General features: G+C 62.2%; 13 protein-coding genes. 2 read left to right on the top strand and 11 right to left on the bottom strand.

Annotated elements, in window-relative coordinates; all coding sequences use genetic code 11:
* Positions 1 to 150: 150 nt before the first annotated feature.
* Entirely contained in the window at positions 151 to 978 is an 828-nt protein-coding gene (locus K6I40_RS03225) for an SDR family oxidoreductase (protein ID WP_222912821.1), read from the top strand.
* 73 nt (positions 979 to 1,051) lie between these two features.
* Here the strand turns inward: K6I40_RS03225 and K6I40_RS03220 are convergent, their stop codons facing one another.
* Positions 1,052 to 3,490: an alpha-L-arabinofuranosidase gene (locus K6I40_RS03220; RefSeq protein ID WP_255681361.1), complete on the bottom strand. Its 2,439-nt coding sequence runs from the start codon at positions 3,488 to 3,490 to the stop codon at positions 1,052 to 1,054.
* A 341-nt stretch (positions 3,491 to 3,831) separates the two neighbouring features.
* Between K6I40_RS03220 and K6I40_RS03215 the strand changes: the two genes are divergently transcribed.
* Complete coding sequence (locus tag K6I40_RS03215; protein ID WP_222912820.1) at positions 3,832 to 5,346, top strand: RICIN domain-containing protein; 1,515 nt, start codon at positions 3,832 to 3,834, stop codon at positions 5,344 to 5,346.
* Between the two features lie 1,278 nt (positions 5,347 to 6,624).
* Here K6I40_RS03215 and K6I40_RS03210 read toward each other — a convergent pair.
* The 10 genes from K6I40_RS03210 to K6I40_RS03165 all read right to left on the bottom strand — a co-directional run bounded on the left by K6I40_RS03210 (position 6,625) and on the right by K6I40_RS03165 (position 18,814).
* Positions 6,625 to 8,166, bottom strand: coding sequence for an ABC transporter substrate-binding protein (locus K6I40_RS03210; RefSeq protein WP_255681359.1), 1,542 nt, complete (start codon positions 8,164 to 8,166; stop codon positions 6,625 to 6,627).
* Positions 8,163 to 10,574, bottom strand: coding sequence for an ABC transporter ATP-binding protein (locus K6I40_RS03205; protein ID WP_222912819.1), 2,412 nt, complete (start codon positions 10,572 to 10,574; stop codon positions 8,163 to 8,165). Before K6I40_RS03205 ends, K6I40_RS03210 begins: the two co-directional genes overlap by 4 nt.
* 2 nt (positions 10,575 to 10,576) lie before the next feature.
* Positions 10,577 to 11,485 (bottom strand): nickel transporter permease, encoded by a 909-nt coding sequence (gene nikC / locus K6I40_RS03200; RefSeq protein ID WP_222912818.1) that lies wholly within the window; start codon positions 11,483 to 11,485, stop codon positions 10,577 to 10,579.
* Positions 11,482 to 12,432 carry a nickel ABC transporter permease gene (gene nikB / locus K6I40_RS03195; RefSeq protein ID WP_222913635.1) on the bottom strand — a complete coding sequence of 317 codons (951 nt, stop codon included), beginning with the start codon at positions 12,430 to 12,432 and terminating at the stop codon, positions 11,482 to 11,484. Before nikB ends, nikC begins: the two co-directional genes overlap by 4 nt.
* Positions 12,433 to 12,812: 380 nt before the next feature.
* Entirely contained in the window at positions 12,813 to 13,829 is a 1,017-nt protein-coding gene (locus tag K6I40_RS03190) for a metal ABC transporter permease (protein ID WP_222913633.1), read from the bottom strand.
* 48 nt (positions 13,830 to 13,877) lie between these two features.
* Positions 13,878 to 14,651: a metal ABC transporter ATP-binding protein gene (locus tag K6I40_RS03185; RefSeq protein ID WP_222912817.1), complete on the bottom strand. Its 774-nt coding sequence runs from the start codon at positions 14,649 to 14,651 to the stop codon at positions 13,878 to 13,880.
* Positions 14,648 to 14,869 carry a hypothetical protein gene (locus K6I40_RS03180; protein WP_222912816.1) on the bottom strand — a complete coding sequence of 74 codons (222 nt, stop codon included), beginning with the start codon at positions 14,867 to 14,869 and terminating at the stop codon, positions 14,648 to 14,650. The genes K6I40_RS03185 and K6I40_RS03180 overlap by 4 nt, the downstream gene beginning before the upstream one ends.
* Complete coding sequence (locus K6I40_RS03175) at positions 14,866 to 15,900, bottom strand: metal ABC transporter substrate-binding protein (protein WP_222912815.1); 1,035 nt, start codon at positions 15,898 to 15,900, stop codon at positions 14,866 to 14,868. The genes K6I40_RS03180 and K6I40_RS03175 overlap by 4 nt, the downstream gene beginning before the upstream one ends.
* Positions 15,901 to 16,245: 345 nt before the next feature.
* A complete protein-coding gene (locus K6I40_RS03170; protein ID WP_222912814.1) occupies positions 16,246 to 17,595 on the bottom strand; it encodes a GTP-binding protein in 1,350 nt (449 codons plus the stop codon).
* A 1-nt stretch (position 17,596) separates the two neighbouring features.
* Entirely contained in the window at positions 17,597 to 18,814 is a 1,218-nt protein-coding gene (locus K6I40_RS03165) for a GTP-binding protein (RefSeq protein WP_222912813.1), read from the bottom strand.
* Between the last annotated feature and the right edge of the window lie 484 nt (positions 18,815 to 19,298).

The raw sequence follows: 19,298 nt of genomic DNA, 5'->3' as shown, positions 1-19,298 counted from the left end.
TGGTCGAAGCGAGTAGACGGGGGTCGGGGCTCGAGTTCGCAGTTGTCGGCGTCAGCTCTCATATTCGCAGCCGTTCCCCGACGCCGTCAGTCCGGGTGTCCTCCGATCGGTCGAAGCAATAATTAAGTGACTGGTAGCGACAGGTAGGATATGGGAGAGATTACGTATGACTTCTCCGACGAGACCGTGATCGTGACCGGCGGAACGTCCGGTATCGGCCGCGAAGTCGCTCGCCGGTTCGGAAAGGCAGACGCGACGGTGATCGTCGCGGACATCCGCGAACAGCCCAAGGAAGACGACGCGTCGGCGCCGACACACGAGCTCGTCGAAGATAACGGCGGCCGAGCGGAGTTTATCGAAACGGACGTCTCCGATCCCGAGGACGTCGGCGCGGTCGTCGAAGCCGCCAGGGAGTTTGGAGGCGTCGATGTGATGGTCAACAACGCCGGCATCTACCGTGAGGCATCGCTGGTAGAAACCGACGCCGACGCGTTCGATCAGGTGTTCGCGATCAACGTCCGCGGCGTCTTCGCCGGCTGTCGGGCGGCGGCTCGAGACATGCTCGACCGGGAGGAACCGGGCTCGATCGTGAACACGGCCTCGATCAGCTCCGAGTACGCACAGGTCGGCCACTCGATGTACGACGCCTCGAAGGGAGCGGTCATGATGCTCACCCGCGTTGCGGCGCTCGAACTCGCCCGGTACGACATCCGGGTTAACGCCGTCGCGCCGGGGATCATCGAGACCACCTTCGGTGCTGGCAACCCCGACTTCGACCGGGAGATCGATGACGGATTCATCCTCCCCGATGCGGAGCTTCCCGATCTCAACGAGCAAGAGATCAACCCCGAGATCCCGATGGGGAGGATGGGAACACCCGACGAACTCGCGGGCTCGTACCTATTTTTGGCCTCCGACGACGCCGACTACGTCACCGGCCATCTCCTCTATGTCGACGGCGGCTACCAGATCCTGTAACCGGTTCTGTTGAATAGAAATAGGATCCGAGCGGTCTATACCGTGGGACGAACGGGATCTCACCGTAACACCGCTATCGTTTGCCGGATCCTCGCTGGTCGTGCGAGTCAGACGGCGGACCACCGTGCCCCTTTCCGTTTCCTGGATGGTGTTCGCACTCACTACCGTTGAGTCCCGACCAGACGCCGTCGTCACCGACCGTATCGGGACGGCCGTGATCGTTGTCGACGAGTAATCGGACGACTGCGGCGGGTCCGACCTCGAGCGTGAGCGAGCCATCATGATCGACGGATTCGATTGCATGGTCGACCTCGTAGACGTCCGGTTCCTCCCACGATTCCTGAAAGTCGTGTGGGAGCGGTCGCTCGCTCGCAGTCGCTCGGTGGCGGGTGATCGCCACCGGTTTGCCGGCGTACTCCTCGGGAAGGTCGATGGTGACCTCACTGCTTCCCCGGAGGTTTCGGTTAGTCAGAAAGACACACAGTTCCTTCCCACGCGTGTTCTGTATGGCGGCGGCGTCGACGTAGGGAACATCCGCCATGTGGCGAATTCGCGGGCCGGTGTCAGGAATCGTTCGACCGGCACCGCCGACGTCGAGGTCGATCGCGTGCCACTCGGCGTTGGTCTCGAACACCGCCGAGTAGAGGCCGAACACCGATCCCGCCGGGGCCAGCGGGTTCGGGTCCGGCGGTGCCTCGGTGAACTCTGGCGGGAACATGCGGACGGGCACCCACGTCTGGGAGGCCTCGACGACGGTCTCGCTCTGCCGGATGAACGAGTTGAGCATCCCCGAAATATAGGAGCCACCCGGCATCGTCTCCGGACCGGGGTACGGAGCGCCCTCGTCGACCGACGGGAAGAGCCCGTACTCGCCGACGTTGATCCGGAAGTTCTCGATGTCCGCATCGGCGGCCTCGGCGCTGAGTTCGTCCATCAATACGCCAAATTGCGTCGGGAACATGAGCAACACCTCGTTGTAGTCGATGGGGCCGGCGTCGTTCTCATCGTACCACGCGTCCCGTTCCGCTTGGCTCTCGATTCCCCAGTTGTAGCGGTGCAGGTCCAGTCCGTCGAGGCGGTCGCCCGACTCTTCGAACAGCGTGCTGTTCCACTCGGCCGGATCCGGCGTATTCGATTCGTTGTATCCCGGATCCATTCCATCCGCGAGGACGGTTATGGAGTCGTCGACCGCCATCATCGCGTCGTAGTACTCGTTGAACCCGATCCGCTCCGCGGATCCGCTCGCGTACTCCGAGGGATCGGCCGTGTGACCGCGCTGCCACGGGCCCCACACCTCGTTGCCGACCTCCCAATGTTCGATGTCGTACGGTTCCGGGTGACCGTTCTCGGCACGAAGTGCACCCATCTCCGTGTCCGTCGAACCGTTACAGTACTCGACCCAGTCGGCAGCGTCTTTGGGGAGAATCTGTCTCTCAGCCGCCCACTCTCCCGGATTGTCCCACCAGCCGACGGTGAGACGCGGCGTGAGATCGGCGACCTCACACAGCTCGAGGTACTCGTCCGTGCCAAAGTAGTTCGGATCGACGCCGCCCCACGCGTGATTGAAGCGCATCGGCCGTTCGTCGAGCGGGCCGATGCCGTCCCGCCAATTGTACTGACTCGTGAAGTTCCCGCCCGGCCACTTCAGCCAGGTCGCGTTCTGCTCTCGCATCAGCTCAACGGTCGACGGGTTGAACTTGCCGTTGATCGCGTCGTCCGCCCGAAGCATGATCCAGTCGAAATCAACGCGGCCGCTTCCCTCCGCGGTGAACTCGAGGACATACTTTCCGTAGGGCGTTTCGACGTCCGCGACCGACCCAGCGACGTACTGATCGCCGCTCTCTTCGGCCAGTTTGAGTGTGACTTCGTGACGATTCCAGTCGTCGGCGACGGCGACGTCGGTGGCTGCGAGGGTCTCGCCGTCCAGCGTCGTGATGGCAGCGGTAATGGTCTCGAGACCGTCGCCACGAACCGAAAACGAGAGGTCGTATCCCAGTGTGCGGAAGTCTGGGAGGACGATTTTTTGAGAGATACCGCCACGAGCGTCCTCGATGGCGATTCGCTGGTAATCTGTCGTCTCAACGGCGGCGACGCCGGCCTCTCGCTGCTCGAAGGCGACGCCGGAGTCGCCGACGGGTTCCCACGGGAACGGGACGTTCTCGTGGCGGTCTATCGATCCAGGGTCAAAGAACGTCTTCGGGCCGAAGTGATCGTCTTCCGACCACTCCCTGGGATAGAACGAGTTGTTCGTGACGTGCTCGGAGTAGATACCCGGATAGATCGTGCCTGACTCGTAGTGCTCGCAGAGCCGTCCGAACAACTGGTCGGAAACCGCTGCTTCCGTTCGTTCCGCGAGGTTCAGCGAGACGGTGTTCTGTATTTCATCAGCGGATCCTGTGTGCGGATTCCCTACCGCTGTCCCGGTGGCGGCTCCGGCCACGACCATCGACTGGAGAGCCAGAAAGCGTCGACGAGAGACGATCCCACGGTTGTCATCGGTGTTACTGGTCACCGATCTATGGTTGTGATTATGTACCATTCGATTTGCCATTCACTATCATTTACTAAATATTCTTTGATAGTATTGGACTATGATCTATGTAGTCCGAAGATTGCAGCGAATCCGGCAATGATAGGGCGGTTACGTGGCCAAACGCTGCTGCCAGGTTGTATTGTGGAGGACGCCGACAGCGTCATCCAGTGGAGCGACCGCGGTTAGGCGATCAACGCTGACCGTTCACGTCGGTGTAAATGGAGTACCGACCCGACTACCCTTTAATTGCAGTGCTGTCGACTAGTGTTAGATGTGGTATACGAAGAATTATTATGTATCGATGTTTATAATCATAACACATGGCTGATAGTCATGAACACACAGACATCGATAGGCGAAGTGTCCTGCAAACGATCGGAGTCGGTGCGCTCGGAACTGCGGGTGCAGTTGCGACGAGTGGGTCGGCGTCCGCGGACGACAGTTCGACCCATTACCACAATCCGGTCGGTCCGATCGGATTCGGTGACGTGACCGCTATCCAGGCTGACGATGGTACCTACTACGCGTACGGGACCGAGACGCCGGAGGACATCGTTCCAATAGCGACCTCGGATGACTTGGCCAACTGGACGTACATCGATTCTGCGTTCGACAGTTACCCTGACTGGCGTGACGATCCCGACGCGGGTGTGTGGGCGCCCGACATCAACTACTACAACGGCCAGTACTACCTCTACTACTCCTATTCGACGTGGGGGAGCACCGACAACCCCGGGATCGGCGTCGCGATCTCGGACACGCCGGACGGCCCGTTCGAGGATCAGGGACCGGTGTTCAGGGATGAGGACCTCGGGATGACCAACTGTATCGATTCGGAGTTCCGCGTTGTCGATGGCACTCCCTACATCGTCTGGGGGAGCTTTTATGGCTTCTACGGCGTCGAACTCACGAGCGACGGAATGGATTACGTCCCGGGGACGACGTTCCACCTGGCCGGTGACGACCGCGAAGGTCCGATGATCGTCCGGGAGAACGGTTACTATTACCTGTTCTACTCGACCGGCCACTGCTGTGACGGCTACGATAGTACCTACGAGCTTGAGGTCGGCCGGTCCGAGTCGTTCTTCGGCCCCTACTACAATCAGAACGGGACCGATCTGCGCGACCTGAACGAGCATCGGAGCGGCGTGTCGATCCTCAACGGGACGGACGAGTTCACCGGTCCGGGCCACAACACCGCGATCCGGGACGAAAACGGCGACTGGTGGATGCTCTACCACGTCGAGGCCACGGCGGACCGAGAAGACCGCACGATGATGCTCGATCGAATCCAGTGGGAGAACGACTGGCCGGTCGTCGCCTGCGACGGGACGCCGAGCACGCAGAGCCCGATGCCGAGCACCGGAAGCTACGACTGCAGCAATGTCACCAGCGGTATCGGTATCAGCGAGGGGACCTACGCGATCACGAACGTCAACAGCGGTAAGCGCCTCGAGGTCGCTGCTGCCGGAACGAGCGACGGCGACGACGTTCACCAGTACAGCGATACCGGCCACGCCTGCCAGCAGTGGGATGTGGTCGAGACGGACGACCACGAGACGTTCCACCTTCGGAACGTTAACAGCGGGAAGCTCATGGAAGTGACCAGCGCCGATACGAGCGACGGTGGGAACGTCCAGCAGTACGCCGACACCGGGCACGCGACCCAGGACTGGCACATCGTCGACAACGGTGACGGTACCTACCGCATCGAGAACGCCAATAGCGGAAAGGTCGCTGACGTCGACGGCGCGTCGACGGACGACGGCGCTACCGTCGTCCAGTGGGAATGGAACGGCGGTGCAAACCAGAGGTGGACGTTCGACCTAGTGTAATAGCGGGTACGTGGGCTTGAGAACGCGTGACGATTTTCCCGGTTCGGAGGGTGGTATCGGCTGTCGACTCGCTCGCGGATCCGACGTACTATGCGGGCCGGTGACGAGACCAGACGACTTCGGCGGGGACGATCAGCCGCTGGCCGGTATCCGGTCTGACGCACTCGTCAGGTCCTTTCTCCGTCGTTCGCAGGTGTCTACGCACGCTTCTCGAAGACATTGAGGCTGCCGAACGCGATGCACCGATCGAAACAGTACACGTTCGGCCGCTTTTCGAGACCGGGACGAAAACACTTGCAGAAGCGGAAGGGAAAGTCGGAGACACTGTCGCTCCACTCATAGAGAACGATATTCTATGTCTATTACGGCGTCCTGATTCGTACAACAGCCATGTTCCTTACGCGTAAAACGGCCTCTGGTACGGCAGATCACGAAGTCAGCGCAACATTTATTACAAACGTACGTATGTAAATATCGGGTTTGTCATCCTCCCCCAAACTCAAATACACAGTCGCGACACGAGAGGAGCCGAGTTCGTATCGATATGCCAAAACACGAAGTAACCGTTACGCTGTATTGAGTCCCCACTATCAGTGATAGAGAACGGAAGTGAGAGAAGTCTCCGTCTAGTTTTCCACCTCCACTGGTGCCTGTCTGGTATGACTAGCGCAGTCGCTTGGCGGTGTTCAGATACCGATTGAACAGTGAAGCGTCGCGTCTTCTGAGGGAATTCTGCCCGAAAACTCACTTCAATAATAGTACTTATGAGATTGATCAGGGTCGTATAGAGTGAGAAGCATCACCAAGGCTGTTGGTGAAGTTGAGTTCGTTCTGTTTTGAAGAATTTTCGTCTTCAAATACTGTTTGGGTTCTCGGCAGATTCGGCTAGTGAATGGAATCAATGACAGTCAAGGTAATTTAAAAATAAGATTAACTGATATGAGTCGAAGTCCAGATCATGTCTCGGACGACGAAACCGAGATTCGTCTCGACGAGCGGTATGGCTGTCTACTGCTATCGATTATATGACGAACCGGTTACCGCATAGAACGCTTGAACAGGCCAGAGACGAAGTCATTGCGAGTTTAGTCTTCCGGGAACGCTACGGGAAATGTGACGCCGATAATACTGCATCTATTGTCAACAGTAATATTAAAATAAACCACACTTATCATCGATAGGGGTTCGATTTTAGAGACAAGAGATGTGGGATCAGTAATAATATAGAACATATATTGTAGTCTATGGAATGGCTGACCTTATTGGTCTCAAACTATTTTAGTCATCGTCCAGGGAGATCGACTCGAGTCCGTACTTCGATTCCGTCGGATGGGGCTCATACCCGCGGACATTTGTGATGGTCGCGATAACATTCGTGTAATTCGTTATCACTGCAATCGGCGCTTCTTCCGCGACGATTGACTGGACTTCGTGGTATCGTTCCCGCCGCGTATCGGTATCATCGAGTTTCCGCGCCTCCTCGAGCAGCGTATCGACGCGGTCGTTCTCGTACCCGTGGTATAACGATGCGGCCGTCGAATGGAACATCTCGGCAAGCCGATCGGGATCGGGGTACCAGAGAGTCCCCCACGACGTGAGGTACGCGTCGAACGAGCCTTGGCCGACTTGATCGATCATCGCGCTGTACTCGAGGACCGTCACGTCGACTTCGATTCCCACGTCGGCGAGGTGGTCCTGCATCACCTCGGCGATGAGTGGGAGGCTCCTGGCGTCGAAGGTGAGAAACTCGACCGAGAGGGGCTCGCCGTCGCGGGTTCGTCCCCCGGTCCCGCCGGTCCAGCCGGCCTCGGAAAGCAGTGTCCGGGCTCGGTCCGGATCGTACGGATTCGGATCGAGGTCCGGATTCCCCCACTCCGTGATCGACGACGAAAACGGGCTGATGGCGGGATCGCTGACCCCGTCGAGCAGTGACTCGGTAATCGTCTCCCGATCGATTGCCAGGGAGACCGCCCGTCGAACGCGTTCGTCATCGAACGGTTCCGAGTCCGTATCGAACGTGAGGAACCGTACCCGCGGCACCGCCGGCGTGTAGACATCGATCCCGTCGGTCGACTCAAGCGAGTCGACCGTCTCGTGGGGGAGGGTCCGCGCCATCTCGAGTTCGCCGGTCTCGAGTTTCATCCGGCGCGTCTGGTCGTCCGCGACGACCTCGTAGCGGACGGACTCGAGGGCGGGCGACTGCCCGTAGTAGTCGTCGTTGCGGACGGTTCGAACCGCGGTCTCGGGCCGGAACGAGTCGACGGCGAACGGGCCGGTGCTGTACAGGTCAGTGACTGACCCGTCCGCGTCGACAGCGTCGGGACTGAGGATCACCGCCTCGTTGCGCGAGAGATGCGCCGGTAACGGAGCGAACGGCGTTGTCGTCGTCACGGCAACGGTTGTTTCGTCGACCGCCTCGACAGTCTCGATCGGGACATCCGCGAACGCGGTCGACTCGGTGGTCCGGCGAAGCGAGTCGATGACAGCCGCCGCGTCGACGGCATCGCCATCGTGAAACGTGACGCCCTCCCGGAGCGTGAACTCCCATCGCCGATCGTCAAGTCGCACCCACTCGGTCGCCAGTTCGGGGGCCGGCTCGGCGTCGTAATTGACGCCGAGCAGGGCCTCCGTGATTCCGAGCCGGCGAATCATGCTCCCGCCATCGAGGGGATCCCGGTTCGGTTTCCACGGGCTCCCGATCCGGAAATCGGCACTCTTGGCGTTGCTTGAGAGACAGCCGGCGACGGCGAGTGTCGCGGTTCCGAGCGTCGTTTGCAGTGCGGTTCGGCGATCCATCATGAAGTAACTGTCGTGCGTCATTGGCTTGGAGAGCCGTCAGTAGTCTCAGTGTGCGATTCCTCGGTATCGGCGTCGTACATGCTCGAGTCAGAATCCGTTCGCTCGCCGTCCGATCGCGAACGATCCGCGTCCCTCATCCGCCGATCCGGATCCCCACCTCGTCGATCCGCGTCGTCTGTCCACTCGTCCGAATACAGACAGCGCGACTGGGAGTCGCCAGCGGACTCCAACGACGGCTCGATCTGCGAACACTCCCCGGTGGCGACCGGACAGCGCGGATGGAAGGCACAGCCCGACGGTGGTTCTGCAGGACTTGGCGGCTCTCCCGCAAGCGCGTCGTCGCGTTGACTCGTGTCCGCCCCATCGTCCCGTCGATCGTCCGGGATCGCGTCTAGCAACGTTTGCGTGTACGGATGTGTCGGCGTCGAGAGCGTTGAGCGAGCGGGGCCGGTCTCGACGAGCTGCCCGCAGTACATCACTGCGACTCGGTCCGCGACGTGGCGAACGACATCGAGGTCGTGCGAGACGAACAGCGTCGCGAGCCCGAGTTCGTCCTGTACGTCGGCGAGCAGGTTCAGTATCGTCGCCTGGGTCGAGACGTCGAGCGCGGCCGTCGGCTCGTCGACCACAAGTACAGACGGTTCCAGCGCGAGTGCGCGAGCGATCGCGACGCGCTGGCGCTGCCCGCCGGACAGTTGTTTCGGATACCGATCGGCACACTCAGGCGAGAGATCGACCAGCGAGAGCACCTCCGCGACGCGGTCAGTTCGCCGCGGCGTCGACCACCCCGCCTCGAGCAGCGGTTCGGCAATCGATTGTGCCACTGTCCGCTTCGGGTCGAGGCTCGCACCCGGATGCTGGAATACGACACCGATCTCGGCCAGTTGCGCGCTCGTCCGCCCGTCGACGACGCCGACCTGGTGGCCATGGAGTTTGACAGCTCCGTCGTCGGGTTCCTCGAGCCCCGCGATCAGTTTCGCGAGTGTCGACTTGCCACAGCCACTCTCGCCGACCAGCCCGACCGTCTCGCCGGCGCGAAGCTCGAGCGAGAGGCTCCTGGCTGCCGGAATCCGATCGTCGGCTCCGAGGAGTCGGTCGACGAGCGCGTCGGAGCGGCGGAACGACTTCGTGACGGACTCGAGTTCGACGATCGGTTCGTTCGACTGCGTCGACTGATCGTCCGGTTTCGAGTCGTCGGGCTCGAGCGACAGAGCGGTTGTCGGCTTGCCGCCCGTATGTGAGTCGACTGTCGCGTTTGCGGGGGACGCGGCTGTCCCGCCGTCGACGGCCAGCGACGACGGCGTGTTCGGCGCATCTGACACACCCGATGTGCTCGACGCGTTCGACGGGTTCGGCGCACTACTCACTGTCTCCGCAGTCGTTTGTCGGCCGTCTATCGACTCGAGCGACGCGTCGCGCGCTTTGGGCACGCCACACCGGACCGTTCGATCCGGGCCGACCGAGACGACGGGCGGATTCCGGCCGCGGCAGTCGTCGGTCGCGAACGGACAGCGATCGGCGAACGCACAGCCCGTCGACGGCGACGTGCCGTCCGGTGGTGTCCCCTCGACCGTTGGCAATCGCGACTGCGGATCGGCTCGGCTCGGCAGACATCCGAGCAACGCTTTCGTGTACGGATGCGCGGGATTCGAACGGAGTTCGTCGGCCGGGCCCTGCTCGACGACGACGCCGTCGTACATGACGACGATTCGGTCGCACAGCGCCGAGACGACATCGAAATCGTGGCTGATCACCAGCATTCCCATCCCGCGTGCGTCGTTGAGTTCAGCCAGCCGCTCGAGGATGGCCGCTTGCGTCGTCGTATCCAGAGCCGTCGTCGGCTCGTCGGCGATCAACACCGACGGCTGACGGGCGAGTGCGATCGCAAGTATCGCTCGCTGGCGCATGCCGCCGCTGAACTGATGTGGGCAGGCGTCGATCCGCTCGCCGGGGCGGGGGATGCCGACAGTCTCCATGAGATCGAGGACATCCGACCGGAGCCGCGTCGATCGGAGCCGGGAACTCGTCCCGAGAGCGAGTTCTTTGAGGAACGGTTGACGGTCCGGGTCGCGGTGGATCCGCAGCGCCTCGGCGATCTGTTCGCCAACCGGGTACACCGGGTTCAGCGTCGTCGATGGGTCCTGAAAGACCATCGCGAGTTCCCGTCCGCGAAGCCGCCGGAGCGTCCGGTCGTCGGCCGTCGTCAGCTCTTGGCCATCGTATCGAATGCTGCCGTCGGTGATCTCGCCTGGCGATTCGAGGCGGACGATCGATCGCGCGGTGGCCGACTTCCCACAGCCGCTCTCGCCGACCAGCCCAACGATTTCGCCGGGGGCAATTTCGAACGATGCGCCGTTGACTGCGTGGACCGTTTCGGATCGGGTGTGGAATCGAACGTGGAGGTTTTCGATCTCGAGTGCGTTGTTCATGGTCAGGTTCGTCTCCGTTGGCGGTCGTCAAGGTGGTCGGGATCCAGTGCGTCTCGCAGCCCGTCGCCGAGTAGGTTGAAGCCGATGACGGTCAGCATGATCGCGACGCCGGGTGCGGTGACGAGCCACGGTGCCGATCGCAGGTAGCTCCGGCTGTCAGCGATCATCGACCCCCATTCGGCCGTCGGAGGCTGGGCACCCAGTCCGAGATAGGAGAGCCCGGCGGCCGCCAGCACGACTGTCCCGAGGTTGAGCGTCGCGAGGACCACTACCGGACTCGCGACGTGTGGCAGCAGATGCCGGCGAACGAGCCGGTGCCACGGCGTCCCGTAGAGTTTCGCAGCCTGGACGAACGGTCGTTCTTTGATCGAGAGGACGCTCCCTCGAATGACCCGCGCGTACGAGGCCCACCCGACGATCGAGAGCGCGATGACGACGTTTCGCAGACTCGGCCCGAGGACGCCGGCGATCACGAGCGCGAGCACGAGTCCAGGGAACGCGAGTTGGATATCGACGAGCCGCATCAGGACAGTGCCGACGACGCGCCCACCCGTCGCAGCGAGCAGGCCGATCGCCGTTCCGATCACGAGGCGGACAGCCGTCGCCCCGAGCGCTAGTGCGAGTGAGACGCGAGCCCCGTGGGCGAGCCGGGTAGCCACGTCGCGGCCGAGCGCGTCGGTTCCAAGCGGATGAGCGAACGATGGTCCCTGAAGCCGGGCCTCGAGTGCCTGTGCTGCCGGATCATACGGCGACACCATTGGGCCGACGAAGGCGACGGCCACGAGCAGCCCGACGATTCCGCCACCCAGCCGGATCTGGGCGTTCGTCCGCGGGACGAGCTGTCGCCCCCGCTCGAGGAGACCAGCCGGATCCGCGCTTGAGGGAAGTGGTCCGGAGCGTCGTTCGCTCACGGTCGCTCACCTCCGCGTCCGCGTTCAATGCGCGGGTCGAGCGCAACGTACGCGAGATCGACGAGTTGGTTGGTCACGACGAACACGGCCGCCGTCACCAGAACGACGCCCTGGACGATCGGGTAGTCTCTGGCGAAGACAGCGTCGACGAGTAGCGTCCCCAACCCGGGGCGCTGGAAGACGGCCTCGACGATCACGGCACCGTTGATCACGGTCCCGAACTGGAGCCCGACGATCGTTACGACCGGGACGAGGGCGTTCCGGAGCGCGTGTTTGTACACCACGAGCCGTTCACGGACGCCCTTCGACCGCGCAGTATCGACGTACTCGGCCTCGAGGACCTCGAGCATCGACGTCCGGACGAGCCGCGTGACGATTGCGGCCATCCCGGTGCCAAGCGTGATCGCGGGCAACACGAGGTGACCGAGGGTCCCTGCCCCGCCGACGGGCGTCAGGCCGAGCCACAGCGAGCACACGAGCAGTAGCAAGTAGCCGAGCCAGAAGTTCGGCATCGAGACGCCGATCAACGCGACAACTTGGCTAGTCCGATCGATCCAGGTGTCACGGTGGACGGCACTGACCACGCCCATCGGAACAGCGACCAGCACCGAGATGACCGTCGCCGCTAGTGCGAGCTCGAGCGTGTTCGGCAGCTGTGCGAGCACTAGCGAGGTCACGGGTTCGGACTGATAGTACGAGGTTCCGAGGTCTCCCTGAACCGCGTCGGTGAGCCACGAGACGTACTGGACGAGGAAGGGATCGTCCAGTCCGTGTTCGGCGCGGAAAGCCGCGACTTCGGACGCCGACGGGGGGCTCTGGCGTTGCTCTCTGAGGATCGTGTACGCCGGATCGCCCGGTGTGAGAAACACGAACCCGTACGTGATCAGTGAGACGCCGACCATCACGGCCGACAGCGACCCGAGTCGAGAGAGGAGGGCACGTAACATCTCAGTAGAGGGAGTGAACAGTCGGTTGCGCTCGCGCTCGAGTGATCTTCCTCGAGCAATTATTGTGATCGGAGAACCGGCAGTGCCGTCGTGCTTGACCGTCACACCGGGCAGTGTGCTGTCCTATTCGTGGAACTTTGTGCCTCCTCCTGGCACGGTCGGTTCTGGGCGATCTGCAGCGGGAACCGTCGACCATCGTCCGGTCAGCATCGAGCAGTTCGTTCATACAACCTTGCTTGTAGTACTGAAGTTTTGGTTGTAAAAGTGTAGGTTTCTCCGTGAACGCGCCGTCCGCCTCGATAACTCGAGGGAGAACGATTCGCGGTGTCGATCCGGCTGTCCGAACGTGCGTCTCCGTCGTCGACGCGATGATTCGCCAGTCATTCCTCCTCACCCCCGTCTGCCTTGATGCCGTCTGCGGAGTGTTCGACGAGATCCCGGTTCCGTCCCGTCATCGTCGGAACGGGTATTTCTCGAGGTAACTTTCGGGAACCAAGTACGGCGACGTAGACGCCGATTGCCGTAAGGACGATCGAGCCGCCGGCGGCGATGCCGTAGGCGTACGAAACCGTGACGCCGACGACCGCCGCGAACTCGGCGGCGAGTATCGCGAGGAGGATCGATCGCTTGAAGCTTCGGGCGACGAGCGCCGCGGTCGCGACCGGCACGACGAGCATCGCGACGACCAGGATGACGCCCATGATCTGCATTGCGCTGACGACGACGAACGCCGTGAGAACAACCATGAGCCGTTTGTAGCGTCTGACCTTTATTCTCACCGTGCGGGCGGCCGTCGCATCGAACGTGACGTACAACAGCGGTCGATACGCGAGTGAGACAACCCCGCCAACGAGCAGACACATGAAGACGAGAAGCCCGACGTCCGACTTCGAAACGGTCGCCAGACTCCCGAACAGGTAGGCGTCGATCCCGACGGCGATCCCGCCATCCGTCGCCGTGATGAGAATGCTCCCGAGCGCGAACCCGCCGGTCAACACGATCGCCAGCGACGTATCGCTGTCCGCGCCAGCGTGTTCAATTAGTAACTCGACAAGCAGAGCCGTGACGACCGCCACCACGAAAGCGGTGAGCAGCGGCGGCAGCGACAGCGAGAACGTCGCGTTGATGAACAGTCCGACGGCGACGCCCGCGAAGGCAGTATGGGCGAGCGTATCACCGATCATTGCGAGCTCTCGATGCACGAGGAACGTCCCGACGAGCGGTCCAATAACGGCGATACATACGGCACCGAGGTACGCCCGCTGCATGTAGGGATAGCCGAGCATCGATGCGCCGAGGAAGTCGGCGAGCCAGTCCATCCTCGCGCCGTAGACGTCCTCGAGGAACCAGTCGAAGAGATCGAACGCGATGCCGAGGAACGATGATACCATCGCCATGCTCTCGCTTGTCGCGTCAGGTACGGGTGTAGTTCGTGTGGTCATGGGTCAGTGATCGTGGTGGACGACGTGCTGGTCGGTTCCGTACGCCTGCGAGAGGGCGTCGGTCGCGACGAAGTCCGCCGGATCGCCGTCGAAGTACAGACGGCGGTTGAGACACGCGATCTCGGTCGCGTGCGTCGTGACGACGCCGATATCGTGTTCGATGAGGACGATCGTGAGCCCGGACGCGTTCAGGTCGCCGAGGAGCGTGTAGAACGCCTCCCGCGATTCCGCGTCCACGCCGACGGTCGGTTCGTCGAGTATCAGGAGGTCCGCCTCGGACGCCAGCGCTCGGGCGATGAACACGCGTTGTCGCTGTCCGCCGGAGAGCCGGCCGATGCGACGCGACGCGAGGTCTGTAATCCCGACGCGTGCGATCGCCTCGTCGATCGCCCGGTGGTCTGCCCGTGAGAACCGACCGACGAGCCGGTGGGGGTATCGCCCCATTGCGACGACCTCGCGCACCGTCATCGGCATGGTCCGCGCCGTCTCGGTGGCATCCTGTGCGACGTATCCGATCCGTTCACCGTTGTCAAACTCGTGAGCGCGGTCCCCGAAGAGCGTCACCGACCCCGCGTCCGGGCGTTTGAGACCGAGCACAAGTTCGAGGAGTGTGCTCTTGCCGCTTCCGTTCGGCCCGACCAGTCCGAGAAACGCGCCCGGATCGACGTCGATCGAGACGTCCTCGAGGACCGGTCGGTCGCCGTACCGGAACGTCACATCGTCGATGCTGACGATGGGCTCCGTTGCATCCTGTTCATCCGGTGGTGCGGTCGTCATCGCATCTCCTCCGGGTCGACGAACGCGTCCCCGTGAGCCGTTATCCACGTCGTCGTCCGATAGGGGGTGGCCACGTCCGGCGGATAGATCGTACAGGCCGGCCGCTCTGCGGGGCCGACGACGACCGCCATCAGTGTGGAGGGAGACGGATCGGATGCCCCCGGTCCCGCCGACCCGGTCCACTCCGGTTCGGAGTCAGTCGAGGTCGAGTCGTTCATCGCGTATCGAGGGCCTCCGACAACGTTTCGAGGTTGATGTTCTCCATGATCTCGACGTACCCCCAGCCCTCGTCGACCCACTCCTGCGTCTGGCCCGGGATCGGCGTCAGCGGGAGGATGCCCGTCGCGTCCGTCTCTTCGACGAGTCGCTCGGCCGCCGTCTGCGATTCCAGCGGGTCGACACAGACGTACTCGAGGTCGTGTTCCGCGATGATCTCCTGTGCTCGCCCGTTGTCCGCCAGAGTCTGCTGGCTGTCGGGTGCCAGCCCCGTCAGCGTCTTGATCTCGAAGTCGTAGCGGTGACCGAGATATTGGTACGCGTCGTGGCCGGCGACGAGCACGACGTCCTTGGACGCGTCCGCGAGCGTCGACTGGAACGTCTCGTCGAGCTCCTCGAGTCTGGCGCAGTACTCGTCGGCGTTGTCGACGTACGCGTCCTCGTTGGCGCCGTCGACGGCGACGAACCCGTCGCGGATGGCCTCGACGGCCGTTATCGCGCGCGTCGGATCGAGCCAGAAGTGGGGGTCGCCGACGGCGTGATTGTGGTCATGGTCCTCGTTGTCATTCTGTTCATCCTCGTGACCGTGATCGGCGTGGTCCTCGTGGTTGTGTTCGTCGTGCTCGTGCTCATCGCCGTCATCGTGGCCGGCTTCGAGACGGTCGACGCTCGCGCCGGCACTGACGAGACGAACGTCGGCGTCGTCGTCCTCGAGGCTCTCTGCGAGGTCGTCGGCCCAGGGCTGGAACCCCTCGGTCACGCGGACGAAAAGGTCCGACTCGAGGACCGTTCCCTGGATCTGCGGCCCCGGTTCCCAGCCGTGACCGTGCTGCCCGACCGGGACCAGCGTCTCCGCCGTCGCAGTTTCGCCCGCGACCGCGCTCGCAAAGTCGCCGAACACGAAAAACGAGGACTGGGTCACCGTTCCTTCGCTCTCGCTGTCGATCGGATTCGATACACACCCCGCGATCGTACCGATCGCGGCGGCTCCGATCCCCATTCCGATGAATCGTCGACGGCTCTGTTGCGTCATCTGTTACTAGTCTACTGGATCAAGATAATAAGGGTTGTGATCATAGTAACTATTGTTAATAACATGGTAGTCGTAGTCGCGGCTGTCGATCCGATGCAGGTGCAACACACGAGAACAGTATCGATATCTCGTCGTTTCAGACGTCTACCGTTGAACCCGGTCCGAAACGCACTCGAGGCCGATCGGATCTATCGCCGACCAAACGGGATGAGTCGGCAGAGAGACAGCGGACCGCGACGAGACCCGGAATCAGTCAGCTGGCTCGTGGGTGAGATCCGCTCGTCGGCGTGCGTTTCGTCAGTGATCGTCAGTCCTCGAGTCGAAACCGGCTGTGACGGGATCCGTTCATCGCGTCTCGTCGATCACGAGCCGCTGCTCCTCGGGTGGTGCCGAACCGTTCCAGTCTCCAGGAAACGGATTTTCGTACGTATCCCACTCATGGCGCATCTCGGCGTCGTCGAGGAGACAGCCGTCCATCGCGTCGACGATCGCAGTCTCGTCCATTCCCGCACCGATGAACACGAGTTTCGTCTCGCGATCGCCCCACTCCTCGTCCCAGTGGCCGTCCCATTGCGACTCACGGTACGACTCTCGCTGGAACGACGGCAGCGTCGCCGCCCAGCGGCCATTGACGTCGACGTGAATCTCCGTCCCGGCCTGGCTCAGGTCGAGCGCGTAGCGCTCGCGGCCGGCGACCCAGCAGTGGCCCTTCGCCCGGATGACTGACTCCGGGAACGAGGTGAGCCAATCGTGGACACGTTCCGGGTGGAACGGTCGATAGCGATCGTAGACGAACGACTCGACACCGAATTCCGCCGGCGGATGCAGGTGGTCGTGTTCGCCATCGCTCTCGTGGCTGTGTTCGTGTTCTCCGTCGTTCGAACGCCCGTGTTTGTGTCCGTCATCGTCCCCGTAACCGTGCTCGCGTCCGTCATCATTTGCATGGCCGTGGTCGTGGGTGCTGTCCGGAGCGCGTTCATCGTCATCGATCGCGCGTTTCCACCTCGCTGCGGCGTCGATCTCGGCGCTGTCGAATCGGCCCGTCTCCAGTGTCCGATCCGGATCGACCCGTCCGTCGGTCGTTCGAACGATCTCGACGTCGGGACGAAGCATTCGAAGTACTCGTTCGACGGCCCGGCGCTCGTCGTCGTCGACGAGGTCGCACTTATTCAACAGGACGACGTCGCAGAACTCCACCTGCTCCACGAGGAGGTCCGACAGCGGCCGCGTCCCGTCGGTCGTCTGCTCGAGCGGCTCGCCGGCGACGAACGCCCAGTGGAACTGCGCGGCGTCGACGACGGTGACGATCGAATCGAGATCGTATCGCGCGGCCACGCGCCCCGCGGAGACGAACCGCTCGGCGATCGGGACGGGATCGCTGATCCCCGACGGCTCGATGAGCAGGTAGTCGAACGTCTCCTGGGTGGCGAGTCGTTCGAGTTCGCGGTCCAGTTCGTCCCGAAGCCCACAGCAGATACAGCCGTTCGAGAGCTCGGTGACGGTGCCGTCGTCGATCGAGAGATCAGTACCGTTCTCGACGAGGTCCGCGTCGATGTTCGCCTCCCCGACGTCGTTGACGAGCACGGCGATGTCGTGGCGCTCGCCGCCTTCCCTGAGGAGGTGATTGAGCGTCGTCGTCTTGCCGGCCCCGAGCCCGCCGCTCAGGATCGTGACCGGAAGCAGTTCGTCGGCCATCTCAGTCGTCGGCGAGCGCCAGTTCGCGCTGCTCGTCCGCCCCGAACGGATCTGGGTACTGGCTCCAGTCGCCGTCCATCTCCTCGTCGGTCAGGAGACAGTCCTCGAGCCGGTCGACGAGCCCCGCTTCGTCGAACTCGCGGCCGATAAACACGAGCTGGATCCCGCGGTCGCCCCACTCCTCGTCCCAGTCGTCCTCGATACCGGGTCGAGCGGCGAAGTACTGCTTCCGTTCGGCCTCCGGGAGCGTTGCGATCCACGTCCCGGCCGGGCCGGCCCGGACTGACTGTCCGGCCTTGTCCAGGCCCATCGCGACGTCCTCTCGCCCGGCCGACCAGAAGAACCCTTTCGCTCGGATGACGCCATCCGGGAAATCGGCGAGTAGGCTGGCGATTCGTTCCGGGTGAAACGGCTTGTCGACCTCGAAGACGAACGATTCGACGCCGTGTTCAGCGGCGGCGGCGTCGTGATGATGTCCCCCCTGAAGTTCGCGCTTCCAGCCGGCCGACTGACTCGCACGCTCGAAGTCGAACCGACCCGTGTCCAGAATTACGTCGGGGTCGACGCTGCCGTGTTCAGTACGAACGATCTCCGCACGCGGCTGAAGCGCGCTGAGGACCGCTTCCATTTCCGCGAGGTCCTCGTCGGGAACCAGATCACACTTGTTCAACAGGAGGACGTCACAGAACTCGATCTGGTCCATCAGGACCCCCTCGGGGACCTGACTCCCCTTGGGTTCGATGTCGTTGTTGGTCAGTGCCTGTCCCGAGTCGAACCCCTGCCAGAAGCTGTAGGCGTCGACAACGCTGACCATCGTATCGAGCTCGTAGACGCCGGTCGGATCGAACGACGCATCCTCGAACCCGCGGGCGAACGTCTGTGCGACCGGGATCGGTTCGCTAATCCCGGACGACTCGACGAGCAGGTAGTCGAAGTCACGGGTCTCGGCCAGCCGACCGATCTCCTCAAGCATGTCGCCGCGGAGACGACAGCAGATACAGCCGTTCGAGAGTTCGATAATGTCCTCACCGTCTTGGGAGAGGTCCGACTCGCGCTCGACGAGGTCGGCATCGACGTTCACTTCGCCCATGTCGTTGACGACGACGGCAGTATTTAGCTCTCGGTTACTGTTCAGTACGTGGTTGAGCGTCGTTGTTTTCCCTGCACCGAGGCTCCCACTCAGAATCGTTACCGGAATTGGTGTCGTGTTCGACGGCATATGTGGACTATTAAGATGCTATACTAAAATATTAACTATCGCGCTTTAACCCGCACACCAATAACAGTATTATTAACACTGATGGGCGACTTAGTATATCGGCATCTCAATACCCGAATCGCTGTTACAGTACCTCGGCGGCTTCGCGATTGACACGGGCACGGTGGCCACAGCGAAGTTGTCCGTAAAGCCACTAAACGCTTCTCGAGGCGTTCGAAATAGTGGACAAAGGACTGAAAGACGAGATACCTGTTCTTTTCTCAGTCGCTCCGTTCGGGATACGCCTGTTCCCAGAGTATCCGCAGCACAAGTCCACGGCTGGGATCCCGAACACGCCGTACACAAGCACGATGAACAGCAAGCCTATCGGTAATATCCATGGACTGACCGCGAGCGAGACAGCAATTCGAACGCTTCCACGAGCGTGTCGGGGTCGTCAACGGGTCCGAGATACCGCCTCAGGTCCTCGTCGTCCCAGCCTATC

This window comes from Natrinema sp. SYSU A 869, from assembly GCF_019879105.1.
In the GTDB taxonomy this organism is placed as follows: Archaea; Halobacteriota; Halobacteria; order Halobacteriales; family Natrialbaceae; genus Natrinema.
Note: the sequence above shows the minus strand (reverse complement) of the source record. Positions and strands in the feature narration are given on the sequence as shown.